Genomic DNA, 21,811 nt, shown 5'->3' on the forward strand with positions numbered 1-21,811 from the left:
CAGCCGATGCGCCTTTCCGTCAACATCGACCACGTCGCCACGCTGCGGAATGCCCGCGGCGGCGACTTCCCCTGCCCGGTCGCGGCGGCGCGGACCGCGATGGAGGCCGGCGCCGACGGCATCACCATGCATCTGCGCGAGGACCGGCGGCATATCCGCGACCGCGACCTCGAGCGCGTCGCCGCCGAGGTCGAGACCCGGCTGAACCTCGAGATGGCGGCGACCGGGGAGATGGTCGGCATCGCCACCCGGCTGCGCCCGCCCGCCTGCTGCCTGGTGCCGGAGAAGCGGCAGGAGCTGACCACCGAGGGCGGGCTGGATGTGCTCGGCGCCGGGCCGGGTCTGGCCGAGGCGGTGCGGCGGCTGGCCGGCGCCGGGATCGAGGTCTCGATCTTCATCGAGCCCGATCCGCGGCAGATCGAGGCGGCGGCGCGGCTCGGCGCGCAGGCGATCGAGCTGCACACCGGCGCCTATGCCGATGCGCCCGAGGCGGCGCGGGGGCCGTTGCTCGCGCGGCTGCAAGCGGGCGCGGCGGCGGCGGCCGCGGCCGGGCTGCTCTGCCATGCCGGGCATGGCCTCACCTATGAGACGGTGGGCGCCATCGCCCGCATGCCGCAGGTCTCCGAGGTCAGCATCGGGCATTTCCTGATCGGCCAGAGCGTGTTCGAAGGGCTGCCGGCGGTGGTGCGGCGCTTCAAGGCGCTGATCGCGGCGGAGCGGTAGCGGCTGCCGGGACCACCGCGGCACCGGGCATGATGCCGCCCGACAGGCCCGAGGGAGGATGCATGCGCCCGCTCGAATTCGGCTGGTACCTGCCGAGCAACGGCGACACCACCTGCTATGGCGAGGGCCCGGCCGTGGTGCCGCCCGGCACGCCGATGTTCGATCGCGTGGTCGCCGCCGCCGAGGCGGCCGGCTTCGAATACATGCTGGTGCCGGTCGCCGGCCCCTGCTGGGAGGCCTGGATCACCACCGCCTTCCTGGCCGGCCGCTCCTCCGCCATCCGCATGCTGGTCGCGGCGCGGCCGGGCTACGTCAACCCGGTGCTGCTGGCGAAGATGGTCACCACCTTCGACCAGCTCACCGGCGGCCGCATCGCGGTGAACCTCATCGCCGGCCAGTCCGAGGCGGAGAACGCCGCCGACGGCATCCGCCACGGCAAGGAGGAGCGCTACGCCCTGATGGCGGAGGAGGTCGCCATCCTGAAGGCGCTCTGGACCGCGAGCGGCCCGCTCGACTGGGAGGGGCGCTTCCACAGCCTCCGCGGCGCCCGGGTGCAGCCGCCGCCCCTCCAGCGGCCGCATCCGCGCTTCTATCTCGGCGGCGGCTCCCGCCAGGCCTGGGAGATCTCGGCCGCGCATGCCGATGTGCATCTCTTCTGGGGCGACCGGCCGGAGGCGATCGCGGCGCAGATGGCCGAGATCCGCGCCCTGGCGCGCGAGGCCGGGCGGGAGGCGGCGCTCGGCTTCGGCATGCGGCTGCAGATCATCTGCCGCGAGACGGAGGCCGAGGCCTGGGCGGCGGCCGAGGAGCTGGTGCGCGGCGTCGATGCCGGCCGCAGCGCCGCCATCCGCGCCAATGTGGCGAACTCCGTCGCCAACCAGCGGGTGCAGGCGCTGCTGCGGGAGAGCGCGGCCCATGAGCGGCCGGGGCTGATCGCGCCGCATCTCTGGGCCGGCCTCGCCCAGGCGCGGCAGGGGGCGGGCGTCGCCGTGGTCGGCGACCCGGCGCAATGCGCCGCGGCGCTGCAACGCTTCATCGATATCGGCTGCCACAGCTTCTGCCTCTCCGGCTATCTGCACGACGAGGAGGCGACCCGCTTCGGGCGCTGGGTGAAGCCGATCCTGCTGGCGCGCAATGCCGGGCGGATGCGCGCCGCCTGATCTCGGCGTGCATCGATGGTGGCCCATCGCTGCCCTCGATCGCCGGCGCCGCCTCTTCGGGCGCTCGGCCGGCCGCCGGCATGATCCGTGACGATTGGATGGCATTCGCCGGTCATCCGCTTGCCGCCCCGGCCGGCGCGGCGTAGCGCTGCCGGCGAGCAGCGGGGGCTTGCATGGACGCGCGCTACGACTGCGCCATCCTCGGCGCCGGGATCCTCGGCCTTGCGCATGCGCTGGCCGCGCATCGCGCCGGCCTGCGCACCATCGTCATCGAGCGCGAGGCGGCGGCGGTCGGCGCCTCCATCCGCAATTTCGGCTTCGTCACCGTCACCGGCCAGGAGGCGGGGGATTGCTGGCGCCGCGCCTGCCGCAGCCGCGAGGTCTGGGCCGAGCTGGCGCCGCGGGCCGGCATCCCGATCCTGCAACGCGGCCTGCTCTTCGCCGCCCGCCGGGAGGAGGCGCTGGCCTGCCTCGAGGAATTCGCCGCCGGCCCGATGGGCGCGGGCTGCCGGATGCTGGACGCCGCCGAGGCGGCCGCGGGCGGGGCGCTGCGCCCTGGCCTCGCCGGCGCGCTATGGAGCCCGCATGAGCTGCGGGTCGAGAGCCGCGAGGCGATCCCGCGCCTCGCCGCCTGGCTGGAGGCCGAGGGCGTCGCCTTCCGGCGCCGCACCGCGGCGACGGGGGTCGAGCCCGGCCGGTTGCTGACCACGGCCGGGCCGGTCGCCGCCGATCGCATCATCCTCTGCCCCGGCCCCGACCTCCGCAGCCTCTGCCCGGAGATCTTCGCCCGCCGCGGCGTGACGCTCTGCAAGCTGCACATGCTGCGCGTCGCGGCGCCGGGCTTCGCCCTGCCGGCGCCGGTGATGAGCGATCTCGGCCTGGTCCGCTATCTCGGCTACCGCGACTGCCCCTCCCTGCCCCGCCTCGCGGCGCGGCTGCGCGCCGAGCAGGGCGCCGAGCTCGGCCATGGCATCCACCTGATCGCGGTGCAGGGCGCGGATGGCTCGCTGGTGGTCGGCGACAGCCACCACTATGCCGACAGCCACGACCCCTTCCAGCCGCGCGCCGTGGACGACCTCATCCTCGGCGAGCTTTCGGCGGTGCTCGACCTCCCCCGGCCGGAGGTGGTGGAGCGCTGGATCGGCCTCTACCCCTCCGGCCCCGACACCGCCTTCTTCGAGAGCCCGATGCCGGGCGTCATGCTCGTCTCCGTCACCAGCGGCACCGGGGCCAGCACCGCCTTCGGCCTGGCCGAGGATGTCTTCGCCGCCTGGGAGTCCATGGCATGAACGACGAGTGGCGCCGCCCCTATCGGGGCCCGGTCAAGGCGGTGGTGCTGGACTGGGCCGGCACGGTGCTCGACCATGGCAGCCTGGCGCCGATGGGCGCCTTCGTCCGCGCCTTCGCCGAATTCGGCGTCGCGGTCTCCATCGCCGAGGCGCGCGGGCCGATGGGCATGGCCAAGGCCGACCATATCCGCGCCGTCGGCCGCGCGGTGAACGCCGCCTGGCGCGCCCGGCATGGCCGCGACTTCAGCGAGGCGGACGTGCAGGCGATCTTCACGGTGTTCGAGCCGATGAACATCGCCGCGGTGCGCGACCATGCGGCGCTGATCCCGGGCGTGGCGCCGGCGCTGGCCGCGCTCGCCGGGCGCGGCATCCGCATCGGCTCCACCACCGGCTACACCCGGCCGATCATGGAGGCGCTGGCGCCGCTCGCCGCCGCGCAGGGCTTCGCGCCGGAGGTGATGGTCTGCGCCGGCGACCTCGCCGCCGGCCGGCCGGCGCCCTTGCAGATGTGGCAGGCCATGGCGCGGATGGGCGTCTGGCCCGCCGCCGCGGTGGTGAAGGTGGACGACACCCCGCCCGGCATCGGCGAGGGCCGCGCCGCCGGCTGCTGGACGGTGGGCGTGGCGCTGACGGGCAATATCGCCGGCCTCACCGCCGAGGCGCTGGCCGCCCTGCCGGAGCCAGAGCGGGCGGCGCTGCGGGCGCGCGCCACGGCGGAGTTGCAGGCGGCCGGGGCGCATCTGGTCATCGACAGCGCCGCCGAGCTGCCGCGGGCCATCGAGGCGATCGAGGCGCGGCAGGCGGCGGGCGAAGCGCCCGGCTGAGTGCGCGGCTCGCGGGTCGGGCGCCGCCGCCGGCGGTCAGCCGCCGGACGGCGGATGCACCCGCAGCCAGTGGCGCGCGATATCGGCGCGGCGGCAAACCCAGACATCGGGGTGGCGCGCCACGTGGTCCAGGAAACGCTCCAGCGCCGCGGCGCGGGCCGGGCGGCCGGTGATGCGGCAATGCAGCCCGACCGACATCATCTTCGGCGTCCGCGCGCCCTCCCGGCGCAGGAAGTCGAAGGCATCGGTCAGGTGCCGGATGAAGCCGTCATTCGCGGTGAAGCCGGGCGGCACCGCGAATTTCATGTCGTTGTTGTCGAGGGTGTAGGGGATGACCAGCAGCGGCTTGCCCGCCGCCCGCACGTAATAGGGCAGGTCATCGGCATAGCTGTCGCTGTCGTAGAGGAAGCCGCCATGCTCGGCGACCAGGCGGCGGGTGCGCAGGCTGATGCGGCCGGTGTACCAGCCGACCGGCGGCTGGCCGCAGAGCCGGGCGATGGTGTCGTGGCAGCGGGCGATCTCGGCCCGCTCCACCGCCTCCGGCACGCCGCGGTAGTCGATCCAGCGCCAGCCATGCGAGGCGACCTCGTGCCCTTGCGCGGCGAAGGCGCGCGCCGCGGTCGGGTTGAGCTCCAGCGCCCGGCCGACGCCGTAGATCGTCAGCGGCAGGCTGCGCTCGGCGAAGAGGCGGAGGATGCGCCAGACCCCGGCCCGGGCGCCGTAATCGAATTGCGTCTCGGTCGAGAGGTCGCGCTCGGCCCGCGGCGTGCCGCCCGGCACCTCGTGCAGGTAGATCTCGCTGTGAGAGTCGCCGTTCAGGACGGTGTTCTCGCCGCCCTCCTCGTAGTTCAGCACGAAGGAGAGGGCGAGGCGCGCCCCGCCCGGCCATTGCGGGTCGGGCGGGTTGGGGCCGTAGCCGAGGAAGTCGCGGGGATGTTCGGTGTCGGCGGCGAGGATGGAGGCGGACATGCCGCAGCCTGTCGCCCCCGGCCCGCCGCGGTCAAGCCAGCGGCAGGCCGCGCCGGCCAGGGCGGAGTGCGCCCGGGCCCGAGCGCCATCCGCCCTGGCCGGCTGTGCGTGGAGCAGAGGCTCGCGGGCGGGCGTTCACGCCCGTCCGCGACCTGCTCCGGCCGGCTCAGTTCTTCGCCTTGTCGACCAGGGCGTTCTGCTTGATCCAGGGCATCATCGCCCGGAGCTTCTCGCCCACCTCCTCGATCGGGTGCTCGGCGAGGCGGCGGCGGGTCGCCTTGAAGCTCGCCTGGTTCACCCGGTTCTCGAGCATCCAGTCGCGGGCGAACTTGCCGGACTGGATGGTCTCCAGCGCCTCCTTCATCGCCTTCTTGGTCTCGGCGGTGACGATCTTCGGCCCCGTCACGTACTCGCCGTACTCGGCGGTGTTGGAGATCGAGTAGTTCATGTTGGCGATGCCGCCCTCATAGATGAGGTCGACGATCAGCTTCACCTCGTGCAGGCACTCGAAATAGGCCATCTCCGGGGCGTAGCCGGCCTCGACCAGCGTCTCGAAGCCGGCCTTGATGAGCTCGACCAACCCGCCGCAGAGCACGGTCTGCTCGCCGAAGAGGTCGGTCTCGCACTCCTCCTTGAAGGTCGTCTCGATGACGCCGGCGCGGCCGCCGCCGATGGCGCTGGCATAGGAGAGCGCGATCTCGAGCGCGTTGCCCGAGGGGTTCTGCGCCACCGCGACCAGGCAGGGCACGCCGCCGCCGCGCTGGTACTCGCTGCGCACGGTGTGGCCCGGGCCCTTCGGCGCGATCATGAAGACATCGAGGTCGGGGCGCGGGTCGAGCAGGTTGAAGTGGACGTTCAGCCCATGCGCGAAGGCCAGCGCGGCGCCCTCCTTCATGTTGCCATGGAGCTGCTCGCGGTAGAGGTCGCCCTGCAGCTCGTCCGGCGTCAGCACCATGACGACATCGGCCCATTTCGCCGCCTCGGCCGGCGTCATCACCTTGAAGCCGGCCGCCTCGGCCTTCTTCCAGGAGCCGCCCTGGCGGAGGCCGATGGCCACGTCCTTCACGCCGGAATCGCGCAGGTTCATCGCATGCGCGTGCCCCTGGCTGCCGAAGCCGATGATGGCGACCTTCTTCGCCTTGATCAGGTTCACATCCGCATCGCGGTCGTAGTACACGCGCATGACTGCGCCTCTCCTCTCTCTCTGGGGTCTTGTCAGGCCAACAGGCCGCCGGCGCCGCGGGCGATGCCCACCACGCCGGTGCGGGAAATCTCCTTCAGCCCGATCGGCCGCATCAGCGCGATGAAGGCGTCGAGCTTGTCGCCCGCGCCCGTCATCTCGAAGACCAGGCTCTCGGTGGTCGCGTCCACGACGCGGGCGCGGAAGGCATCGGCGAGGCGCAGCGCCTCCGAGCGGTGCTCGCCCTTCCCCACCACCTTGATCAGCATCATCTCGCGCGCGAGATGCGGCCCCTCGAGCGTCAGGTCGGCCACCTTGTGCACCGGCACCAGCCGGTCGAGCTGCGCCTTGATCTGCTCGATCACCATGTCGGTGCCGGAGGTGACGATGGTGATGCGCGACAGCCGGCGGCCCTCGTCGACCGGGGCCACGGTCAGGCTCTCGATGTTGTAGCCGCGGCCGGAGAACAGGCCGACGACGCGCGCCAGGATGCCGGCCTCGTTCTCGACGAGCACGGCGATGGTGGCGTTGCGGAAGGAGGTGTCGCTGGGATCGGGCATCGGGGCATCACGCGCAAGAGGATGGGCGCGGGGCGCGCCATGGCCGCCCCGCGGAGGAGTGGACGCTCGTCCCGGCCTCAGACCAGGACCTTGCCCTCATCCGTCACGCCGGCGACGCCGCCGCTCTGCCCGGCGCCGAGGATCATCTCGTTATGCGCCGCGCCCGAGGGGATCATCGGGAAGCAATTCTCGTCCTTGGCCACCGCGATGTCGGCGATGACTGGCCCCGGATGCGCCAGCATCTCGCGGATGCCGGCATCGAGATCCTCGGCCCGCGTCACCCGGATGCCATGCGCGTGGAAGCTCTCGGCCAGCTTCACGAAGTCGGGCAGCGCCGCCGAGTAGCTCTCCGAGTAGCGGGAGCCGTGCAGCAGCTCCTGCCACTGCCGCACCATGCCCATATACTCGTTGTTCAGGATGAAGATCTTCACCGGCAGCCGGTACTGCGCCAGCGTCCCCATCTCCTGGATGTTCATCAGGATGCTGGCCTCGCCGGCGATGTCGATGACGAGGGCATCCGGATGCGCGATCTGCACGCCCATCGCCGAGGGCAGGCCATAGCCCATGGTGCCGAGCCCGCCCGAGGTCATCCAGCGGTTCGGCTTCTCGAAGCCGAAATACTGCGCCGCCCACATCTGGTGCTGGCCCACTTCCGTGGTGATGTAGGTGTCGCGGCCCAGCTCGCGCGTCATCTCATAGAGGCGCCGCACCGCGTGCTGCGGCTTGATGATGCTGCCCTGCTGCACGTAGTGCAGGCACTGCTTGCTGCGCCAGGCGTCGATCTGCCGCCACCACTCGGCGAGCGCCGTCTTGTCCTGCGCCGCCCCGTCCTCCTGCCAGGCCTCGATCAGCGCCCGCAGCACGCGCCCCGCATCGCCGACGATGGCGACGTCCACCGGCACGTTCTTGTTGATGGAGGAGGGATCGATATCGGCGTGGATCTTCTTCGAATCCGGCGAGAAGGCGTTCAGCCGCCCCGTCACCCGGTCGTCGAAGCGGGCGCCGATGTTCAGCATGACGTCGCAGCCATGCATGGCGAGGTTCGCCTCGTAGGTCCCGTGCATCCCCAGCATGCCGAGGAATTGCGGGTCGCTCGCCGGATAGGCGCCGAGGCCCATCAGCGTGTTCGTGCAGGGCATGCCGGTCATGCGCACGAACTCGGTCAGCAGGCGGGAGGCCTCCGGCCCGGCATTGATGACGCCGCCACCGGCATAGAGGATCGGCCGCTTCGCCGCCTTCAGCAGCGCCACCGCCGCGCGGATCGCCCCGGCCTCCGGCTCGGTCTGCGGCCGGTAGCTGCGGTGCGGCGCCTGCGGCGCCTCGTGATAGGTGCCCTTGCCGATCAGGATGTCCTTCGGCAGGTCGATCACCACCGGGCCGGGCCGCCCGGTCCTGGCCACGTAGAAGGCCTCGTGCACCGTGGCGGCGAGCTTGGTGATGTCCTTGACCAGGTAGTTGTGCTTGGTCGCCGGCCGGGTGATGCCGGTGGTGTCCGCCTCCTGGAAGGCGTCGTTGCCGATCAGGTGCGTCGGCACCTGCCCGGTCAGGCAGACCACCGGCACGGAATCCAGCAGCGCGTCCACCAGCCCGGTCACCGCATTGGTCGCGCCGGGGCCGGAGGTGACCAGCACGCAGCCCACCTTGCCGGTGGAGCGGGCATAGCCCTCGGCGGCATGCACCGCCGCCTGCTCGTGCCGCACCAGGATGTGGCGGATGGCGTTCTGCTGGAAGATCGCGTCGTAGAGCGGCAGGACGGCGCCGCCGGGATAGCCGAAGATAACCTCTACGCCGTTCTCCTTCAGCGCCTGCAGGACGATCTCCGCACCATTCATGGTGCGGGCCTCGGTCTGGGTCTGAAGGGTGGTCGACATGGGGTCTTCCTTGGCAATGCATCGCCATCCGGGCTGTGCCCGACCCTGGCGAGGGCCGGTTCCCTACGCTGCCCGCTGCGCTGCGTCAACGCATCCCCTGAAGAAACGCGAAGATTTGGGGCGCGTCACTTTCCTGAAATTGCGCTGGATCGTGGATCCGCGCATGGATGCTATGCGTCAGCGGCGGGTCGGCCGGGTCGGCGAGCTGGTGATGGCGGAACCAGGTCCCCTGCCGCTTGGTATAGCGCACCGTGTTCAGGATCGCCCGCTTTCGTGCCTCGGCGAGCGGCAGCCGCCCGGCGAGGACGGCCAGCAGCTCCGGCACCCCATGCGCCCGCATCGCCGGCAGCGCCGGGTCGAGGCCCTGCGCGCCGAGCGCCCGCACCTCCTCGAGCGCGCCGGCGGCGAGCATGGCATCGAAGCGCGCCGCGATCGCCGCCCGCAGCGCCTCCCGCGGCGGGTCGAGCAGCAGGGCGGCGAAGCGCCAGGGCGCCTTGCCGCTATGCCCGCCCTCGCGCTGCCAGGCGCGCAGCCCGCGCCCGGTGCCGCGCCAGACCTCGTAGGCCCGGGCGATGCGCTGGCTGTCGCCGGGGCGGAGCCCGGCCGCCGTCTCCGGATCGAGCTCGGCGAGGCGGGCATGCAGCGCCGGGGCGCCGAGCCGCGCCAGCAGGTCCCGCGCCTCCGCCCGCGCCAGGGCGGGCACCGGCGGGATGGCCGACAGCCCCTCGGTGAGCGAGAGGACATAGAGGCCGGTGCCGCCGCAGAGGATCGGCAGGCGCCCCGCCGCCCGCGCCGCCGCCATCTCGGCCAGCGCCGCCCCCCGCCACCAGGCGACGCTCGCAGCCTCGGCCGCCGGCCGCACGCCGTAGAGCCGGTGCGGCACAAGCGCCTCCTCGGCCGGCGTCGGCCGCGCCGTCAGCACCCGCAGCTCGCGGTAGAGCTGCATGGAATCGGCATTGATCACCACGCCGCCCAGCCGCTCGGCGAGGCCAAGCGCGAGGGCCGACTTGCCGCTCGCGGTCGGGCCGGCGACGATCAGGGCGCGCGGCATTTGCGTCATGCGCCGGGCCTTGCGATAGAGCGGGGCGCCGCGGCAGCCGCCCCGACGGCGGTCGCCACCCCCCATGAGCCACAGGCCGCCGCATGCCCCAGATCCTCACCCTCGTCGCACCCCCGGGCGGCCTCGACGCGGCGCTGCTGCCGCGCCTCCGCGACGCCCTGCAGGCGCTCGGCGCCAGCACCGGCGCGGCCGACTGGCTGGCGCCGGAGGAGGCGGTCGACCTGCCCTTCGACGGCCTCGCCGCCGAGCAGGCCGTCGCCGCCGCCCGCGCGGCGCTCGGGGAGGCGCCGGTGGACGCCATCGCCGTGCCGGCCGAGGGCCGCCGCAAGCGGCTGCTGCTGGCCGACATGGACAGCACCATCGTCACCAGCGAGACGCTGGACGAGATCGCCGCCTATGCCGGGCTGAAGGAGGAGATCGCCGCCATCACCCGGCGCTCGATGAACGGCGAACTGGATTTCCGCCAGGCGCTGATCGCCCGCGTCGGCATGCTGCGGGGCCTGCCGGTCTCGGCGCTGGACCGGACCTGGGAGGCGACGGCGCTGACCCCCGGGGCGCGCGCGCTGGTGGCGACGATGCGGGCCAACGGCGCCCATTGCACCCTGGTCTCGGGCGGCTTCACCTTCTTCACCGGCCGGGTGGCGGCGCTGGTCGGCTTCCATGCGCATTACTCCAACACGCTGGAGATCGCCGATGGCCGGCTGACCGGCAAGGTGGGGGAGCCGATCCTCGACCGCGACGCCAAGCTCGCCACGCTGAAGCGGCTGGCCGCCGAGCTGTCTCTGCCGCTGGAGGCGGCGCTGACCGTCGGCGACGGCGCCAACGACCTCGCCATGATCCAGGCGGCCGGGCTCGGCATCGCCTTCCGCGCCAAGCCGGTGGTGGCCGCCGCGGCGCGCGCCCGGGTGGACCATGCCGATCTCCGCGCCCTGCTCTTCGTGCAGGGCTACCGGGCGGCGGAGATCCGCGAGGACTGACCGCGCGGCACCCAGCCCCGGCCCCGCGCCCTCCGCGGCTCATGCCCGGCGCACGACGTGCTGGCCTGCGGCCCGCGGGGCCGGGCGCCCGAACGGGCGCCGCCACCAATGTGGCGTCGCCAAGCAAGCCGGAGGGTTGCGCCCGGCGTCTAGAGCAGATCCCGATCAGGTGGACTCACCTGATCGGGTGAAGATGCTCTGAAAACAATAGCCTAGGGCACGTCTCCTGAACCGGTGTTCAGGGGACGTGCCCTAGGGACCGTTGATGTGCCACCATCAACGGCCGTTACTATCAGGCTCGCCCGGCCGCGCCGCCGCGGTCCGCCACAACACCTGCCGGGCCGGCAGGGAGAGCACGCAGCGCAGCCCCGGCGCCTCCCAGTGCATCTCGAGGCTGCCCTGGAGCTGGCGCACCACCGTGCCCTGGATCAGGCTGCTGCCGAAGCCGCGACGGGCCGGCGGCGCCGTGACGGGCGGGCCGCCGCTCTCCTGCCAGACCAGCGTCAGGCCGCCGGCAATGGGCTCCCGCTGCCAATGGATGCAGACCCGCCCCTCCGGGGTGGAGAGCGCCCCGTATTTCGCGGCATTGGTCGCCAGCTCGTGGATCGCCATGGCGACCGGCTGCGCGGCATCGGGGGCGAGGCCGACCAGCGGCCCGTCGAGCAGCACCGCCGCCTCGCTGCCGGCGCCGCGATAGGCGGCGAGCTCCTCGGCCAGCAGCTCCCGCAGGTCGGCGCCGTTCCAACGCTCGCGCGCCAGCAGCGTATGGGCCAGCGCCATGGCGGCGATGCGGCCCTTCACCGCCGCCTTGAAGGCCGCCGGCTCCTCGGTGCGGGTCAGGGTGAGCACGGATTGCACGACGGCGAGCGCGTTCTTGGCGCGGTGATCGACCTCGCGCGCCAGCAGCAGCTTGGCCTCCTCCGAGCGCTTGCGCTCGGTGATGTCGACGGCCGAGGCGATCAGATGGGTGACGCGCCCCTCGGCATCGCGCAGCGGCGCGATCTGGACATCGAGCACCACGCGCCCCTCGCCGGCCATCCGCGCCTCGGTGTCGAAGCGCGTCGCGGCGCCCGACAGCGCGCCGGCGCAGGCCTCCCGCATCCGGGCGGCGACGGCCGGGTCGAAGGCCCACCAGGGGGTGTCCCAGAAGGGCTGGCCGAGCACCGCCTCGCGCGCGAGGCCGGCGGCCTCGAGCGGCGCGCGGTTGGTGTCCAGCACGGTGCCGTCGGGCGCCAGCACCGCCACATAGGCGAAGAGGTTGTCGAGCACGTGGCGCAGCATCGCCTCGCTGCCGCGCACCGCCGCCTCGGCCGCGACCCGCTCGGTCACGTCGCGCACCAGCATCGCCAGCCGGTCCGGCTCCGGCCGGTAGAGGCGGGTGCTCAGCCAGCGCCGGCCGAGCGAGACCCGTCCCTCCACCGCCGCCGGCTCGCCCGTCTCGGCGGTGCGGACATGCACGTCGAACCACTGCGCCGTCATCTCCGGGAAGAGCGCGCGCATGCCGCGCCCGACCGACCCCGGCGGCATGCGCCCGGTCACCCGCTGCACCGCCTCGTTGCGCTCCAGCAGCCGGAAATCGGTGATGGCGCCCGTCGCGTCGCGCACCGCCTCCCAGAGCGCGAAGCCCTCCTCCATGCGGGCGAAGAGGGTGCGGTAGCGCGCCTCGCTCGCGGCCAGCGCCTCGCGCGTCTGCCGCTCGCTGTCGACATCGACGAAGGCGGTGACGCCGCCGACCAGCTCGCCCGCCTCGTTGCGGACCGGCCGGGCCATGATGCGCATCCAGGCCCGGCTGCCGTCGCCGCGCTGGCACTGCGCCTCGATCGAGGGATTCTCCTCGCCCGCGTGCAGCAGCCGGGCGAGCGGGTATTCATGCTCCTGCAGCGGGCTGCCATCGGCATGGAAGGCGACCCAGTCCGCGGCGTCGCGCAGCTCGGGCAGGCGCAGCAGCTGCCCGGCATAGCGGTTGCCGCCGATGATCCGGCCGGAGGGCAGCTCGGTCATCACCAGGCCGACCGGCACGGTCTCGACGATGGTGCGCAGCCGGGCCTCGCTCGCCGCCAGCGCCCGCTCAGAGGCCACCCGGTCGGTCACGTCGCGCAGGATGCCGGTGACGAAGCGGCGCCCGCCGACCTCGAAGCTGCAGACCGAGGCCTCGATCGGGAATTCGCTGCCATCGGCCCGCCGCGCCATCAGCGTGCGCCCGGGCGTCATCGGCCGCATGGTCGGCGCGGCGGCGCGGCGGGCGAGGCGCGCGCCATGCTGCCTCGCCTCCGCCTCCGGCATGAGCATGCCGAGATCGCGCCCGACCATCGCCTCCGCCCCGGAATGGCCGAACATGCGGACCGCGGCCCGGTTGACCGAGACGATATCGCCCTCGATCGAGGCCACGACGATGGCGTCCAGCGCGGACTCCACCACCGACCGCAGCCGCGCCTCGCTCTCGCGCTGCGCCTCGGCGGCCTCCATCGGCTCGGTGACGTCGCGGGCGAGCGTCAGCACGCGCAGGGCGCGGCCATCCGCCCCCCGCTCCACGACCGTGCTGCGGAAGGACACCCACCGCCAGGCCTCGCCGGCGCGGATGCGGATATCGGCCGCCAGCAGGCCGGCGCCGCCGCCGGCGATGGCGCTGCGCCAGGCGTCGCGGCGCGCCTGGTCCTCGGGATGCACCGCCCTGTCCCAGGCGGCGAATTCCGGCCCGTCATAGGCGAGCCAGACCCGGGCCGGCAGCATCCCGCCCGCCACCGCCGCGGCCTGGGGGTCGAGCCGCAGGCGGTTCTGCCCGAGCTCCTCCTCCCACAGGCCCAGCCCGACGCCCTCGAGCGCCAGGCGCAGCCGCACCTCGCTCTCGGCGAGGGCCTGCCGTGCCGCTTGCAGCGCGGTGACGTCGGCGAGGCTCTCGACCACCGCCAGCGGCCGCCCGGCGGCGTCCCGCCGCAGCGCCTTGTGGACGAAGACCACCACGGCGCGGCCATCGCGGCGCCGCTGGCGCAGCTCGCCCTGCCAGCTGCCCTTGTCCTCGAGGGCCGCCGCGATCTCCGCCTGCGGCACCGGGAACTCGGTGCCGAGCAGCGCATGCGCCGGCTGGCCCAGCGCCTCGGCCGCGGTCCAACCATAGAGGCGCTCGCATTCCTTGGACCAGAAGCGGATGGCGCCCTCGACCTCGCGCGCCATGAAGGCCGCGAGGTCGAGGGTGGAGAGCAGGTCCTGCAGCCGCGCCGCATTCTCCGCCCGCACCGCCTCGTGCATGCGGCGCTCGGTGACGTCGAGGCAGCTCCCGACGATGCGCCAGACCCGGCCGGCCGCGTCGCGCTCCGGCACGCCGCATTGCTCGATCAGGCGCAGGCTGCCATCCGGCCGGCGGATCCGATGCTCCAGCCGGCAGGGCGCGCCATCCCGCAGCGCCTGGTGCAGGGCCGCGCGGAGGCGCGGCCGCTCGGCGCTCGGCACCGCGGCGAGGAACAGCGCCACCGGGACCGAGGCATGGACCGGCGCCAGGCCCAGGACCCGCTGCGTCTGCTCCGTCCAGCGCAGCCGGGCAGCGTCGAGATCGTCGGTCCCGGCAAGCTCCAGCGTCCAGCCGCCGGCGCCGGTGAGGCGCTCGGCCGCCGCGAGCATCGCCGCCGCCTCGGCCTGCCGGGCAAAGCCGCGACGCTCGGCCTCGGCCTGCCGGTCGAAGGCCGCGCCCGCCGCGGCCAGGCCCCGCTGCAACGCCGCGAGCTCGGCGACCGGCGGCAGGGCCGCCCGCGGGGCGCTGCGGGCCTCGGCCATGCCCCCCAGCCGCGCCATCGACAGCAGGTCGTCGGCCATGGCGCTCAGCCGCCGCATCGGCAGGAGCAGCCCCCGGGCCAGCGCCCAGCTCGCCAGGCCGGCGGCCAGCAGCGCCAGCCCGAGACCGGCGGCGAGCCCGCCCGCCGGCCGCCACCCGGCCGCCCGATGGGCCGCGGCCGGCGCCTCGACCACCGCCGTCCAGCCGGGAGCCGCCGGCACCTCGGCCAGGGCGGCGATCCGCTCCCGGCCGTCGGCGCCGCGCCGCAGCACGAGGCGCCCCGCGACGCCGCGCCGCCACGACGCCTCCGATTGGGTCGGCACGGGCCCGCGCAGCCCGGAATCGGTGCGGAGGAGCAGGGTGCCGGCGGCATCGGCCAGGCCGGCGGCGAGGCCGGGGCCCAGCGGCGCGGCCCGGAGCAGGGCTTCGAACCGCTCGAGCTCCAGCACGCCGCCGATGGCAAGCCCCGGCGGCGTGCCATCCGCCCGCGGCACCGGCACCGCGAGCAGGAGGCCGGGACGCGCGGCCGAGAGGGCGGGGATCAGATTGGAGAGGACGGGCCGGTTCTCGGCGACCGCGGCGCGCAGGATCGCGGCGGCGGCGCTGCCCGGTCCCGCCTCCGGCGGCGCCGGGCGTCGGGCGGCGCCCCCGACCATGAGGCGCATCCCGCTGGCGCGGCTGGTCCGCACGGCCCGGGCGGCCGCGGGCTCGGCCTGGTCCAGGCCCTCCCCGAAGGCGGCAGCGAAGGCATCGAGGGCGGCGATCCGGGCATCGATCTCGGCGCCGAGCGCAAGGGCCAGATCATGCGCGCCCTGCTGCAGTTCGGCTTCGAAGGCCCGCAGCCCGGCCTCGGCGGCGGTCCAGGCGGCGACGGTGATGGCGAGGGCGGCGGCGAGGCCGGGCGGCAGGAGCAGATGCAGGAGCCGGCGCCGCAGGCCGGGGCGGGGAAGCTGGCCGGCGGGGGACCAAGCGGCCGCGCCGCCGCCGGGTCCGGGATGCAGGTCATGGTGGTCGAGCAGCGAGTCCGGCATGCCCCCTCGGTGTGGCCAAGGACGATGATCCCCGCACGCATCGGAGTCGCGCGCCGCACGCCGGAACCGGCACGCTTCCGCGTCGCCGGCGTCGACTACGGTCTATTCTCCTAGTAGTAGAATTTCAAGTTTAAGTGAGCACGCCGTCCGTTCGGCCGCAGCCCATTGGGGGCTGGCGAACGGGAGGGCTGGGCGCCGGGCGACGCCTCACCCCGCCCGGCGCCCCCGGATCGGGGAAGCCCCACCCGTTCAAGCCTTTCCGCTCGAACGGGATCGGCTCTAGCCGGGGCTGCCGCGCTCGCCACGCAGGCGCAGCGGCACGAAGCGCTGGCCCTGCGCGGTCTCGATCAGCAGCAGCGCCGTCGGCCGGTTCTGCCGGCGCAGCTGCTCCAGCCGCTGCTGCACCTCCTGCGGCGTGCCCACCCGCTCCTGCTGCACCTCGACGATGACATCGCCGGGCCGCAGCTCGCGCTCGGCGGCCGGGCTGTCGGCGGCGACATCGGTGATCACCACGCCCTTCTGGTCCGGCCTCAGGGAGAAGCGGTCGCGCGTCTCGGGCGAGATCGGCGCCACCTGCAGGCCGAGCCCGGAGAGCTCGGTGGGCTTGTCCGCCTTGGGCGGCGTCGCGGCCGCCTGCTGCGCCTCGGCGGGCAGCTCGCCGACCGTGACCTGCAGCGTCTGCTCCTTGCCGTCGCGCCAGACCACCACCGGCACCGCCCTGCCGACCGGCGTGTCGGCGACGATGCGCGGCAGGTTGCGCATCTCGCGCACCTCCTGGCCGTTGAACTTCAGCACCACGTCGCCGTTCCGGAGGCCCGCCTTGGCCGCCGGCCCATCCTCCTGCGCCCGCGCCACCAGCGCGCCGCGGCCGCCGCCGCCGAGGCCGAGGCTCTCGGCGATCTCGTCGGTGACCTGCTGGATGTTCACGCCGAGCCAGCCGCGCCGCACCTTCCCGCCATCCTGGAGCTGGGCGACGATGTTGCGGGCGAGGTTGGAGGGGATGGAGAAGCCGATGCCGATGGAGCCGCCCGTCGGCGAGTAGATGGCGGTGTTGATGCCGACCACCTTGCCATCGAGGTTGAAGAGCGGCCCGCCGGAATTGCCGCGGTTGATGGCGGCGTCGGTCTGGATGAAATCGTCGTAGAGGCCCTGGCGGATGTCGCGGCCACGGGCCGAGACGATGCCGGCGGTGACGGTGCCGCCGAGGCCGAAGGGGTTGCCGATCGCCAGCACCCAGTCGCCGACCGAGATGCCGTCGCTGTCGCCGAACTGCACGGCGTGCAGCGGCTTGTCGGTCTTGATGCGCAGCACCGCGATGTCGGTGCGCGGATCGGTGCCCAGCAGCTCGGCACGGATGCTGGTGTTGTCCTGCAGGATGACGTTGATCTCGTCGGCGCCGTCGATGACGTGGTTGTTCGTCACCACGATGCCGCTGGCATCGACGATGAAGCCGGAGCCGAGCGACTGCGCCCGGCGCGGACGCTGCGGCTGCTCCGGCCCGCCCTGGGGGCCGCCCGGGCGGTTGCGGTTGAAGAAGTCGCGGAAGAACTCCTCGAACGGGCTGCCGGGCGGGGCCTGCGGCATGTCGGGCGCATCCGGCCGGTTGGCGCGCGCCTGCACGCTCTGGGTGGTGGAGATGTTGACCACCGCCGGCAGGAGCTGGCGGGCCAGCGGCGCGAAGGAGGAGGGGGCATCGCGCATCGGCACCGCCTGCGGCGCATTCAGCGGCGCGGCGCCGCCCTGCGGGGCGGGGGCGGGAAGCGCCTGCTGGGCACCCGCGGCCAGGGGCAGGCCAGCAAGAAGGACGGCCAAGGAGCCGGCCAGGGCGACGGGGGATGAGCGCATCGGGAGGTCCTCGATTGCGAATGCGGGAGGCGGCCGGGCCGCATCCCGCTTCAACGCTAGGGCATCTGGGTGGTGCCGGCCATCATGCCAGGGCGGCCGGCGGCCCCGCGGCGGGGCGCCGCCGGGCCGCCGGGCCGGTCATTTCGCCGACGACGCGGCGCCGGCGTCGAGGTTGCGGAAATACTTGAAGAAGTCGCTGTCCGGGCTGAGCAGCATGCGGGATTCGCCATCCGCGAAGGCGTCCCGCCAGGCCTGCATGGTGCGCCAGAACTGGAAGAAGTCCGGGTCCTTGCTGTAGGCCTCGGCGAAGATGCGGATCGCCATCTGCTCGCCCTCGCCGCGCAGCGTCTCGGCGCGCGACTGCGCCTCGGCCAGCAGCACGGTGCGGTCGCGCTCGGCGGCGGCGCGGATGCGCTGCGCCTGCTCGGCACCCTCGGCGCGCTGCTCGCGCGCCACGCGCTCGCGCTCGGACTGCATGCGCGAGAGGATGGCCTGGGTGTTCTCCTCCGGCAGGTCGGCGCGGCGGATGCGCACATCCGTCACCTCGATGCCGAAGCTCTGCGCCTCGTTGTTCACCCGCTGCCGGATCTCGCCCATGATCCGCGCCCGGTCGGCCGAGAGCACGGCGAGCAGCGTCTCGCTGCCGAGCGTGTTGCGCAGCGTCGAGGAGACGATGGGGCCGAGGCGCAGCCGGATGCCGGCCTCCGTCGCGCCCACCGTCTGGTAGAAGCGCAGCGGATCGGTGATGCGGTAGCGGGTGAAGGTGTCGACCACGATCCGCCGCTGGTCGCCGAGGATGACCTCCTGGCCGGCGGCGTCGTAGTCGAGCAGCCGGCGGTCGAAATCGATCACCGTCTGGATGAAGGGCAGCTTCCAATTGAGGCCCGGGGTGCGCACCACCCGGATCGGCTCGCCGAACTGGGTGATCAGCACCTGCTGCGTCTGCTGCACGGCGAACAGCGAGGAGACGGCGGCCAGGAGCAGCGCCGCCACCACGACGCCGGCGATGAGGAGGCGGTTCATCGCGGCGCCCCCTGCGGCCGGGCGGTGGGATAGGCCGGCGCGGCATTGGCGCCGGCGGCGGCCGCGGCGGGCGGCACGGCGCGCGCGCCGGCCCGGGCCGGGTCGGTCAGGTTGAGCAGCGGCACCAGCCCCTGCAGCCGGTCGTCGACCACGATCTTCGGGTTGCGCCGCAGGATGTCCTCCATGGTCTCGATGTAGATCCTGCGCCGGGTGATCTCGGGCGCGGCGCTGTAGGAGGAGAGCACGCTGGTGAAGCGCTGCGCCTCGCCGCGGGCGCGGGCCTCCTGGCTGTCGCGGTAGCCCTGCGCCTCCTGGATCATCCGCTCCGCCTCGCCGCGGGCGCGGGGGATGATGTCGTTGCGGTAGGCCTCGGCCTCGTTGCGCTGCCGCTCGCGGTCGGCGGCGGCGCGCTGCACGTCGCGGAAGGCCTCGATCACCGCCGCCGGCGGATCGACCTTCTGGAGCTGCACCTGGGTGATGGCGACGCCCGCCTGGTACTGGTCCATGATCGCCTGGGTGCCGGCGCGGACCTGGTCCTCGATCTGGCCACGCGCCTCGGTCAGCGCCGGCTGGATCGGGGTGCGGCCGATCACCTCGCGCATCATGCTCTCGGCGGCCGACTTGATGGTGTTCTCCGGGTTGCGGGTGTTGAAGAGGAAGTCGCCCGCGTCGCGGATGCGCCAGCGCACCACGAAATCGATGTCGATGATGTTCTCGTCGCCGGTCAGCATCAGCGACTCCTCGATCACGTCGCGCCCGATCGGGGCGCGCACCGGCGAGGCCTCGCCGGAGCGGAAGCCGATGAAGACGAGGTTCTCCGTGGTGACGCGCGGCGTCTCGACCGATTCGACGGGCCAGGGGATGTGGTAGTTGAGGCCCGGCGGCGCGGTGCGGTTGAAGGCGCCGAAGCGCAGCACCACGCCCTCCTCATCCGGCTGCACCCGGTAGAAGCCGCTGGCCGCCCAGATCGCAACCAGGATCAGCACCAGGACCGCCAGCCCCTTGCCCCCCGTGCCGCCGCCGCCGCCCGTCGGGATCAGGCGGCGCACCATGGCCTGCGCCTGGCGGATCCATTCGTCGAAATCGGGACTGCCCGGGCCACGGCCGCCCCCAGGCGAATTCGGCGGCGGCGAACCCCAGGGTCCGCCCGGGCGCGGGTTGCCCCAGGGGCTGGGTCCGCCGTTGTTCAGCGCCATGGATCGAGCCGGCCTCCAGAATTCGTTGTTGCGCCTGCCCCGCCCCGGCCCGGAGGGGGCTGGATGCGGGGATGGAGCCCGGCCATATCACGCCATGCCTGGATCGCGGAACCGCGTCCCGACCTGCGGCTCCCGGGTGCCGGCGATATTGTTGGATGGGGAAGGCTTTTCAAGCGATGGGCGAGTCTCTGGTCGAGACGGTGAAGCAGGCCCTGCGGTCGGTGCGCGACCCCGCGGGCGGCCGCGACCTGGTGGAGGCCGGGCTGATCCAGGGCCTCACCGCGCGCGACGGGCTGGTGCAATTCGCCATCGCCGTGCCGCGGGAGCGGGCGCGCGAGATGGAGCCGCTCCGCCTCGCCGCCGAGCGGGCGGCCGCCGCGGTGCCGGGCGTGCTGAGCGTGACGGCGGTGCTGACCTCGCACCGCGAGCCGCAGGGCCCGCGGCCGGGCGGCGCCGGCCGGGCCGGGCCCGCCGCCCCGCCGCCGCCGGCCCATGGCCACGCCCCGCGCGCGCCCCACGCCCCGGCGGGACAGGGGGCGATGCTGCTGCCGGAGGTGCGGCGGATCGTCGCCGTCGCCTCGGGCAAGGGCGGCGTCGGCAAGTCCACCACCGCGGTCAACCTCGCCGTCGCCCTGGCCGGCCAGGGCCTCTCGGTCGGGCTGCTGGACGCCGATATCTACGGCCCCTCCCTGCCGCAGATGCTGGGCACGGCGGAGAAGCCGCGCACCGAGGGGCAGCGCATCATCCCCCTGCGGCGCTGGGGGCTGCAGGCGATGTCGATCGGCTTCCTCGTCGATGCCGAGACGCCGATGATCTGGCGCGGGCCGATGGTGATGGGCGCGCTCGAGCAGATGATGGGCCAGGTGGCCTGGGGCGCGCTCGATGTGATGGTCGTCGACATGCCGCCCGGCACCGGCGACGCGCAGCTCACCATGTCGCAGCGCGTGCCGCTGGCCGGCGCGGTCATCGTCTCGACGCCGCAGGACGTGGCGCTGCTGGATGCGCGGCGCGGCGTGCGGATGTTCGAGAAGGTGCAGGTCCCGGTGCTCGGCCTGATCGAGAACATGAGCTATTGGTGCTGCCCGAATTGCGGGCACCGGAGCGATGTCTTCGGCCATGGCGGGGCGCGGGCGGAGGCGACGAAGCTCGGCGTCGAATTCCTCGGCGAGCTGCCGCTGAAGCTCGAGATCCGCGAGCTGGCCGATGCCGGCACGCCGATCGTCGCGGCGCGGCCGGAGAGCGAGGAGGCCGCCGCCTATCGCCGCATCGCGGCGCGGCTCTGGGACAAGCTGCAGGGCGCGGCGGCGGCGAAGGGCCCGCGCATCGTCGTCGAGTAGACGCCGGGCCCGGGCTTCGCCGGCGGTCAGCCGCGCCGCAGCAGCGCCTCGGTCTCCGCCGCCCGCGGCATGGCGGCGCCGGGGCGGGTGCAGGCGAGCGCCGCCGCCGCCGAGGCGCGGCGCAGGGCCGCCTCGAACGGCAACCCGCGATCGAGCGCCGCCGCCAGCACCCCGCACCAGGCATCGCCGGCGCCGGTGGTGTCGACCGCCGCGACCGGAAAGGCCGGCACCGCCAGCCGCCCTGCCGCGGTCGCCGCCACCGCCCCCGCCTCGCCCAGCGTCACCGCCACGTCGATGCCGAGCGCCGCCCGCAGCCCGGCGGCGTCGGCGCCGCAACCGAGCCGCGCCGCCAGCCAGGCCGCCTCATGCTCGTTGGCCACCAGCAGGTCGAGCGCGCCGAGCGCCTCGCGCGGCAGGGCGGCGGCCGGGGCGAGGTTCAGCACCAGCCGCGCCCCGGCGGCACGGGCGCGGCGGATGAGGGCGGCATTCTCCTCGGGCGGCACCTCCATCTGCAGCAGCAGGACGGTCGCCGGGGAGAGGGCGCCATCCTCCACCTGCGCCGCCCGGGCCGCGAGGTTGGCGCCACAGCCGACCGCGATCTGGTTGCGCCCGGCCGGATCGACGCAGACCGCGGCGCAGCCGGTCGGTGCCGCCACCCGGGCGAGGCGGCCGAGATCGACCCCGGCGGCGCGCAGCCCGGCGAGCGCCACCTCGGCCATGGCATCCTCGCCGACCGCCCCGGCGAAGCCGGTGGCGGCCCCATCGAGCGCCGCGGCCACCGCCTGGTTGGCCCCCTTGCCGCCCGGCAGCGCCGCATAGCCGGGCCCGAGCACCGTCAGCCCGGACGCCGGAAGCTGCGGCAGGGCGAAGACGAGATCGGCGATGACGGAGCCGAAGACGAGGACGGGCATCAGGCGGGGCGGCACCAAGCCGCGGGAGACCTGCGCCTGTTGTCCGGGTGGCGTGGCAATATCCTCATGGCCTTAAGCCTAGAGCGTGA

The 21,811-nt window shown here is 74.0% G+C and carries 16 protein-coding genes; 6 read left to right on the forward strand and 10 right to left on the reverse strand.

The window, feature by feature from the left end; genetic code table 11:
- The first annotated feature begins 6 nt into the window (after positions 1 to 6).
- From DOO78_RS06575 to phnX, 4 genes are all read left to right on the forward strand, one after another.
- A complete protein-coding gene (locus DOO78_RS06575) occupies positions 7 to 723 on the forward strand; it encodes a pyridoxine 5'-phosphate synthase (protein ID WP_111468935.1) in 717 nt (238 codons plus the stop codon).
- Positions 724 to 785: 62 nt separating this feature from the next.
- Entirely contained in the window at positions 786 to 1,883 is a 1,098-nt protein-coding gene (locus DOO78_RS06580; RefSeq protein WP_111468936.1) for an LLM class flavin-dependent oxidoreductase, read from the forward strand.
- A gap of 173 nt (positions 1,884 to 2,056) precedes the next feature.
- Positions 2,057 to 3,172, forward strand: coding sequence for a TIGR03364 family FAD-dependent oxidoreductase (locus DOO78_RS06585; RefSeq protein ID WP_111468937.1), 1,116 nt, complete (start codon positions 2,057 to 2,059; stop codon positions 3,170 to 3,172).
- Positions 3,169 to 3,996: a phosphonoacetaldehyde hydrolase gene (phnX, locus tag DOO78_RS06590; RefSeq protein ID WP_111468938.1), complete on the forward strand. Its 828-nt coding sequence runs from the start codon at positions 3,169 to 3,171 to the stop codon at positions 3,994 to 3,996. The genes DOO78_RS06585 and phnX overlap by 4 nt, the downstream gene beginning before the upstream one ends.
- 36 nt (positions 3,997 to 4,032) lie before the next feature.
- Here the strand turns inward: phnX and puuE are convergent, their stop codons facing one another.
- From puuE to miaA, 5 genes are all read right to left on the reverse strand, one after another.
- Positions 4,033 to 4,965: an allantoinase PuuE gene (gene puuE, locus DOO78_RS06595; RefSeq protein ID WP_111468939.1), complete on the reverse strand. Its 933-nt coding sequence runs from the start codon at positions 4,963 to 4,965 to the stop codon at positions 4,033 to 4,035.
- Between the two features lie 166 nt (positions 4,966 to 5,131).
- Positions 5,132 to 6,148 (reverse strand): ketol-acid reductoisomerase, encoded by a 1,017-nt coding sequence (gene ilvC, locus DOO78_RS06600; RefSeq protein WP_111468940.1) that lies wholly within the window; start codon positions 6,146 to 6,148, stop codon positions 5,132 to 5,134.
- Positions 6,149 to 6,180: 32 nt separating this feature from the next.
- The gene (gene ilvN / locus DOO78_RS06605; protein ID WP_111468941.1) at positions 6,181 to 6,705 is read right to left on the reverse strand and encodes an acetolactate synthase small subunit; all 525 of its coding nucleotides are present in this window, start codon (positions 6,703 to 6,705) and stop codon (positions 6,181 to 6,183) included.
- A gap of 77 nt (positions 6,706 to 6,782) precedes the next feature.
- Entirely contained in the window at positions 6,783 to 8,576 is a 1,794-nt protein-coding gene (locus tag DOO78_RS06610; RefSeq protein ID WP_111468942.1) for an acetolactate synthase 3 large subunit, read from the reverse strand.
- A gap of 85 nt (positions 8,577 to 8,661) precedes the next feature.
- Entirely contained in the window at positions 8,662 to 9,636 is a 975-nt protein-coding gene (gene miaA / locus DOO78_RS06615; protein ID WP_111469081.1) for a tRNA (adenosine(37)-N6)-dimethylallyltransferase MiaA, read from the reverse strand.
- An 83-nt stretch (positions 9,637 to 9,719) separates the two neighbouring features.
- Here miaA and serB point away from each other — a divergent pair, with 83 nt between their 5' ends.
- The gene (gene serB / locus DOO78_RS06620; RefSeq protein ID WP_111468943.1) at positions 9,720 to 10,613 is read left to right on the forward strand and encodes a phosphoserine phosphatase SerB; all 894 of its coding nucleotides are present in this window, start codon (positions 9,720 to 9,722) and stop codon (positions 10,611 to 10,613) included.
- Between the two features lie 276 nt (positions 10,614 to 10,889).
- Here serB and DOO78_RS06625 read toward each other — a convergent pair whose 3' ends face one another.
- The 4 genes from DOO78_RS06625 to hflK all read right to left on the reverse strand — a co-directional run bounded on the left by DOO78_RS06625 (position 10,890) and on the right by hflK (position 19,330).
- The gene (locus tag DOO78_RS06625; protein ID WP_111468944.1) at positions 10,890 to 15,410 is read right to left on the reverse strand and encodes a PAS domain S-box protein; all 4,521 of its coding nucleotides are present in this window, start codon (positions 15,408 to 15,410) and stop codon (positions 10,890 to 10,892) included.
- 279 nt (positions 15,411 to 15,689) lie between these two features.
- The gene (locus DOO78_RS06630; protein WP_111468945.1) at positions 15,690 to 17,255 is read right to left on the reverse strand and encodes a DegQ family serine endoprotease; all 1,566 of its coding nucleotides are present in this window, start codon (positions 17,253 to 17,255) and stop codon (positions 15,690 to 15,692) included.
- 138 nt (positions 17,256 to 17,393) lie between these two features.
- Positions 17,394 to 18,278: a protease modulator HflC gene (gene hflC / locus DOO78_RS06635; RefSeq protein ID WP_111468946.1), complete on the reverse strand. Its 885-nt coding sequence runs from the start codon at positions 18,276 to 18,278 to the stop codon at positions 17,394 to 17,396.
- Positions 18,275 to 19,330 carry an FtsH protease activity modulator HflK gene (gene hflK / locus DOO78_RS06640; protein WP_341538228.1) on the reverse strand — a complete coding sequence of 352 codons (1,056 nt, stop codon included), beginning with the start codon at positions 19,328 to 19,330 and terminating at the stop codon, positions 18,275 to 18,277. Before hflK ends, hflC begins: the two co-directional genes overlap by 4 nt.
- Before the next feature lie 320 nt (positions 19,331 to 19,650).
- Here hflK and DOO78_RS06645 point away from each other — a divergent pair, with 320 nt between their 5' ends.
- Positions 19,651 to 20,811, forward strand: a complete 1,161-nt coding sequence (locus tag DOO78_RS06645) for an Mrp/NBP35 family ATP-binding protein (RefSeq protein WP_111468948.1) — start codon at positions 19,651 to 19,653, stop codon at positions 20,809 to 20,811.
- 26 nt (positions 20,812 to 20,837) lie between these two features.
- Here DOO78_RS06645 and DOO78_RS06650 read toward each other — a convergent pair whose 3' ends face one another.
- Positions 20,838 to 21,722, reverse strand: coding sequence for a PfkB family carbohydrate kinase (locus DOO78_RS06650; RefSeq protein WP_111469082.1), 885 nt, complete (start codon positions 21,720 to 21,722; stop codon positions 20,838 to 20,840).
- Positions 21,723 to 21,811 lie beyond the last annotated feature (89 nt).

This window comes from Roseicella frigidaeris, assembly GCF_003258945.1.
Taxonomy (GTDB): Bacteria; Pseudomonadota; Alphaproteobacteria; order Acetobacterales; family Acetobacteraceae; genus Paracraurococcus; species Paracraurococcus frigidaeris.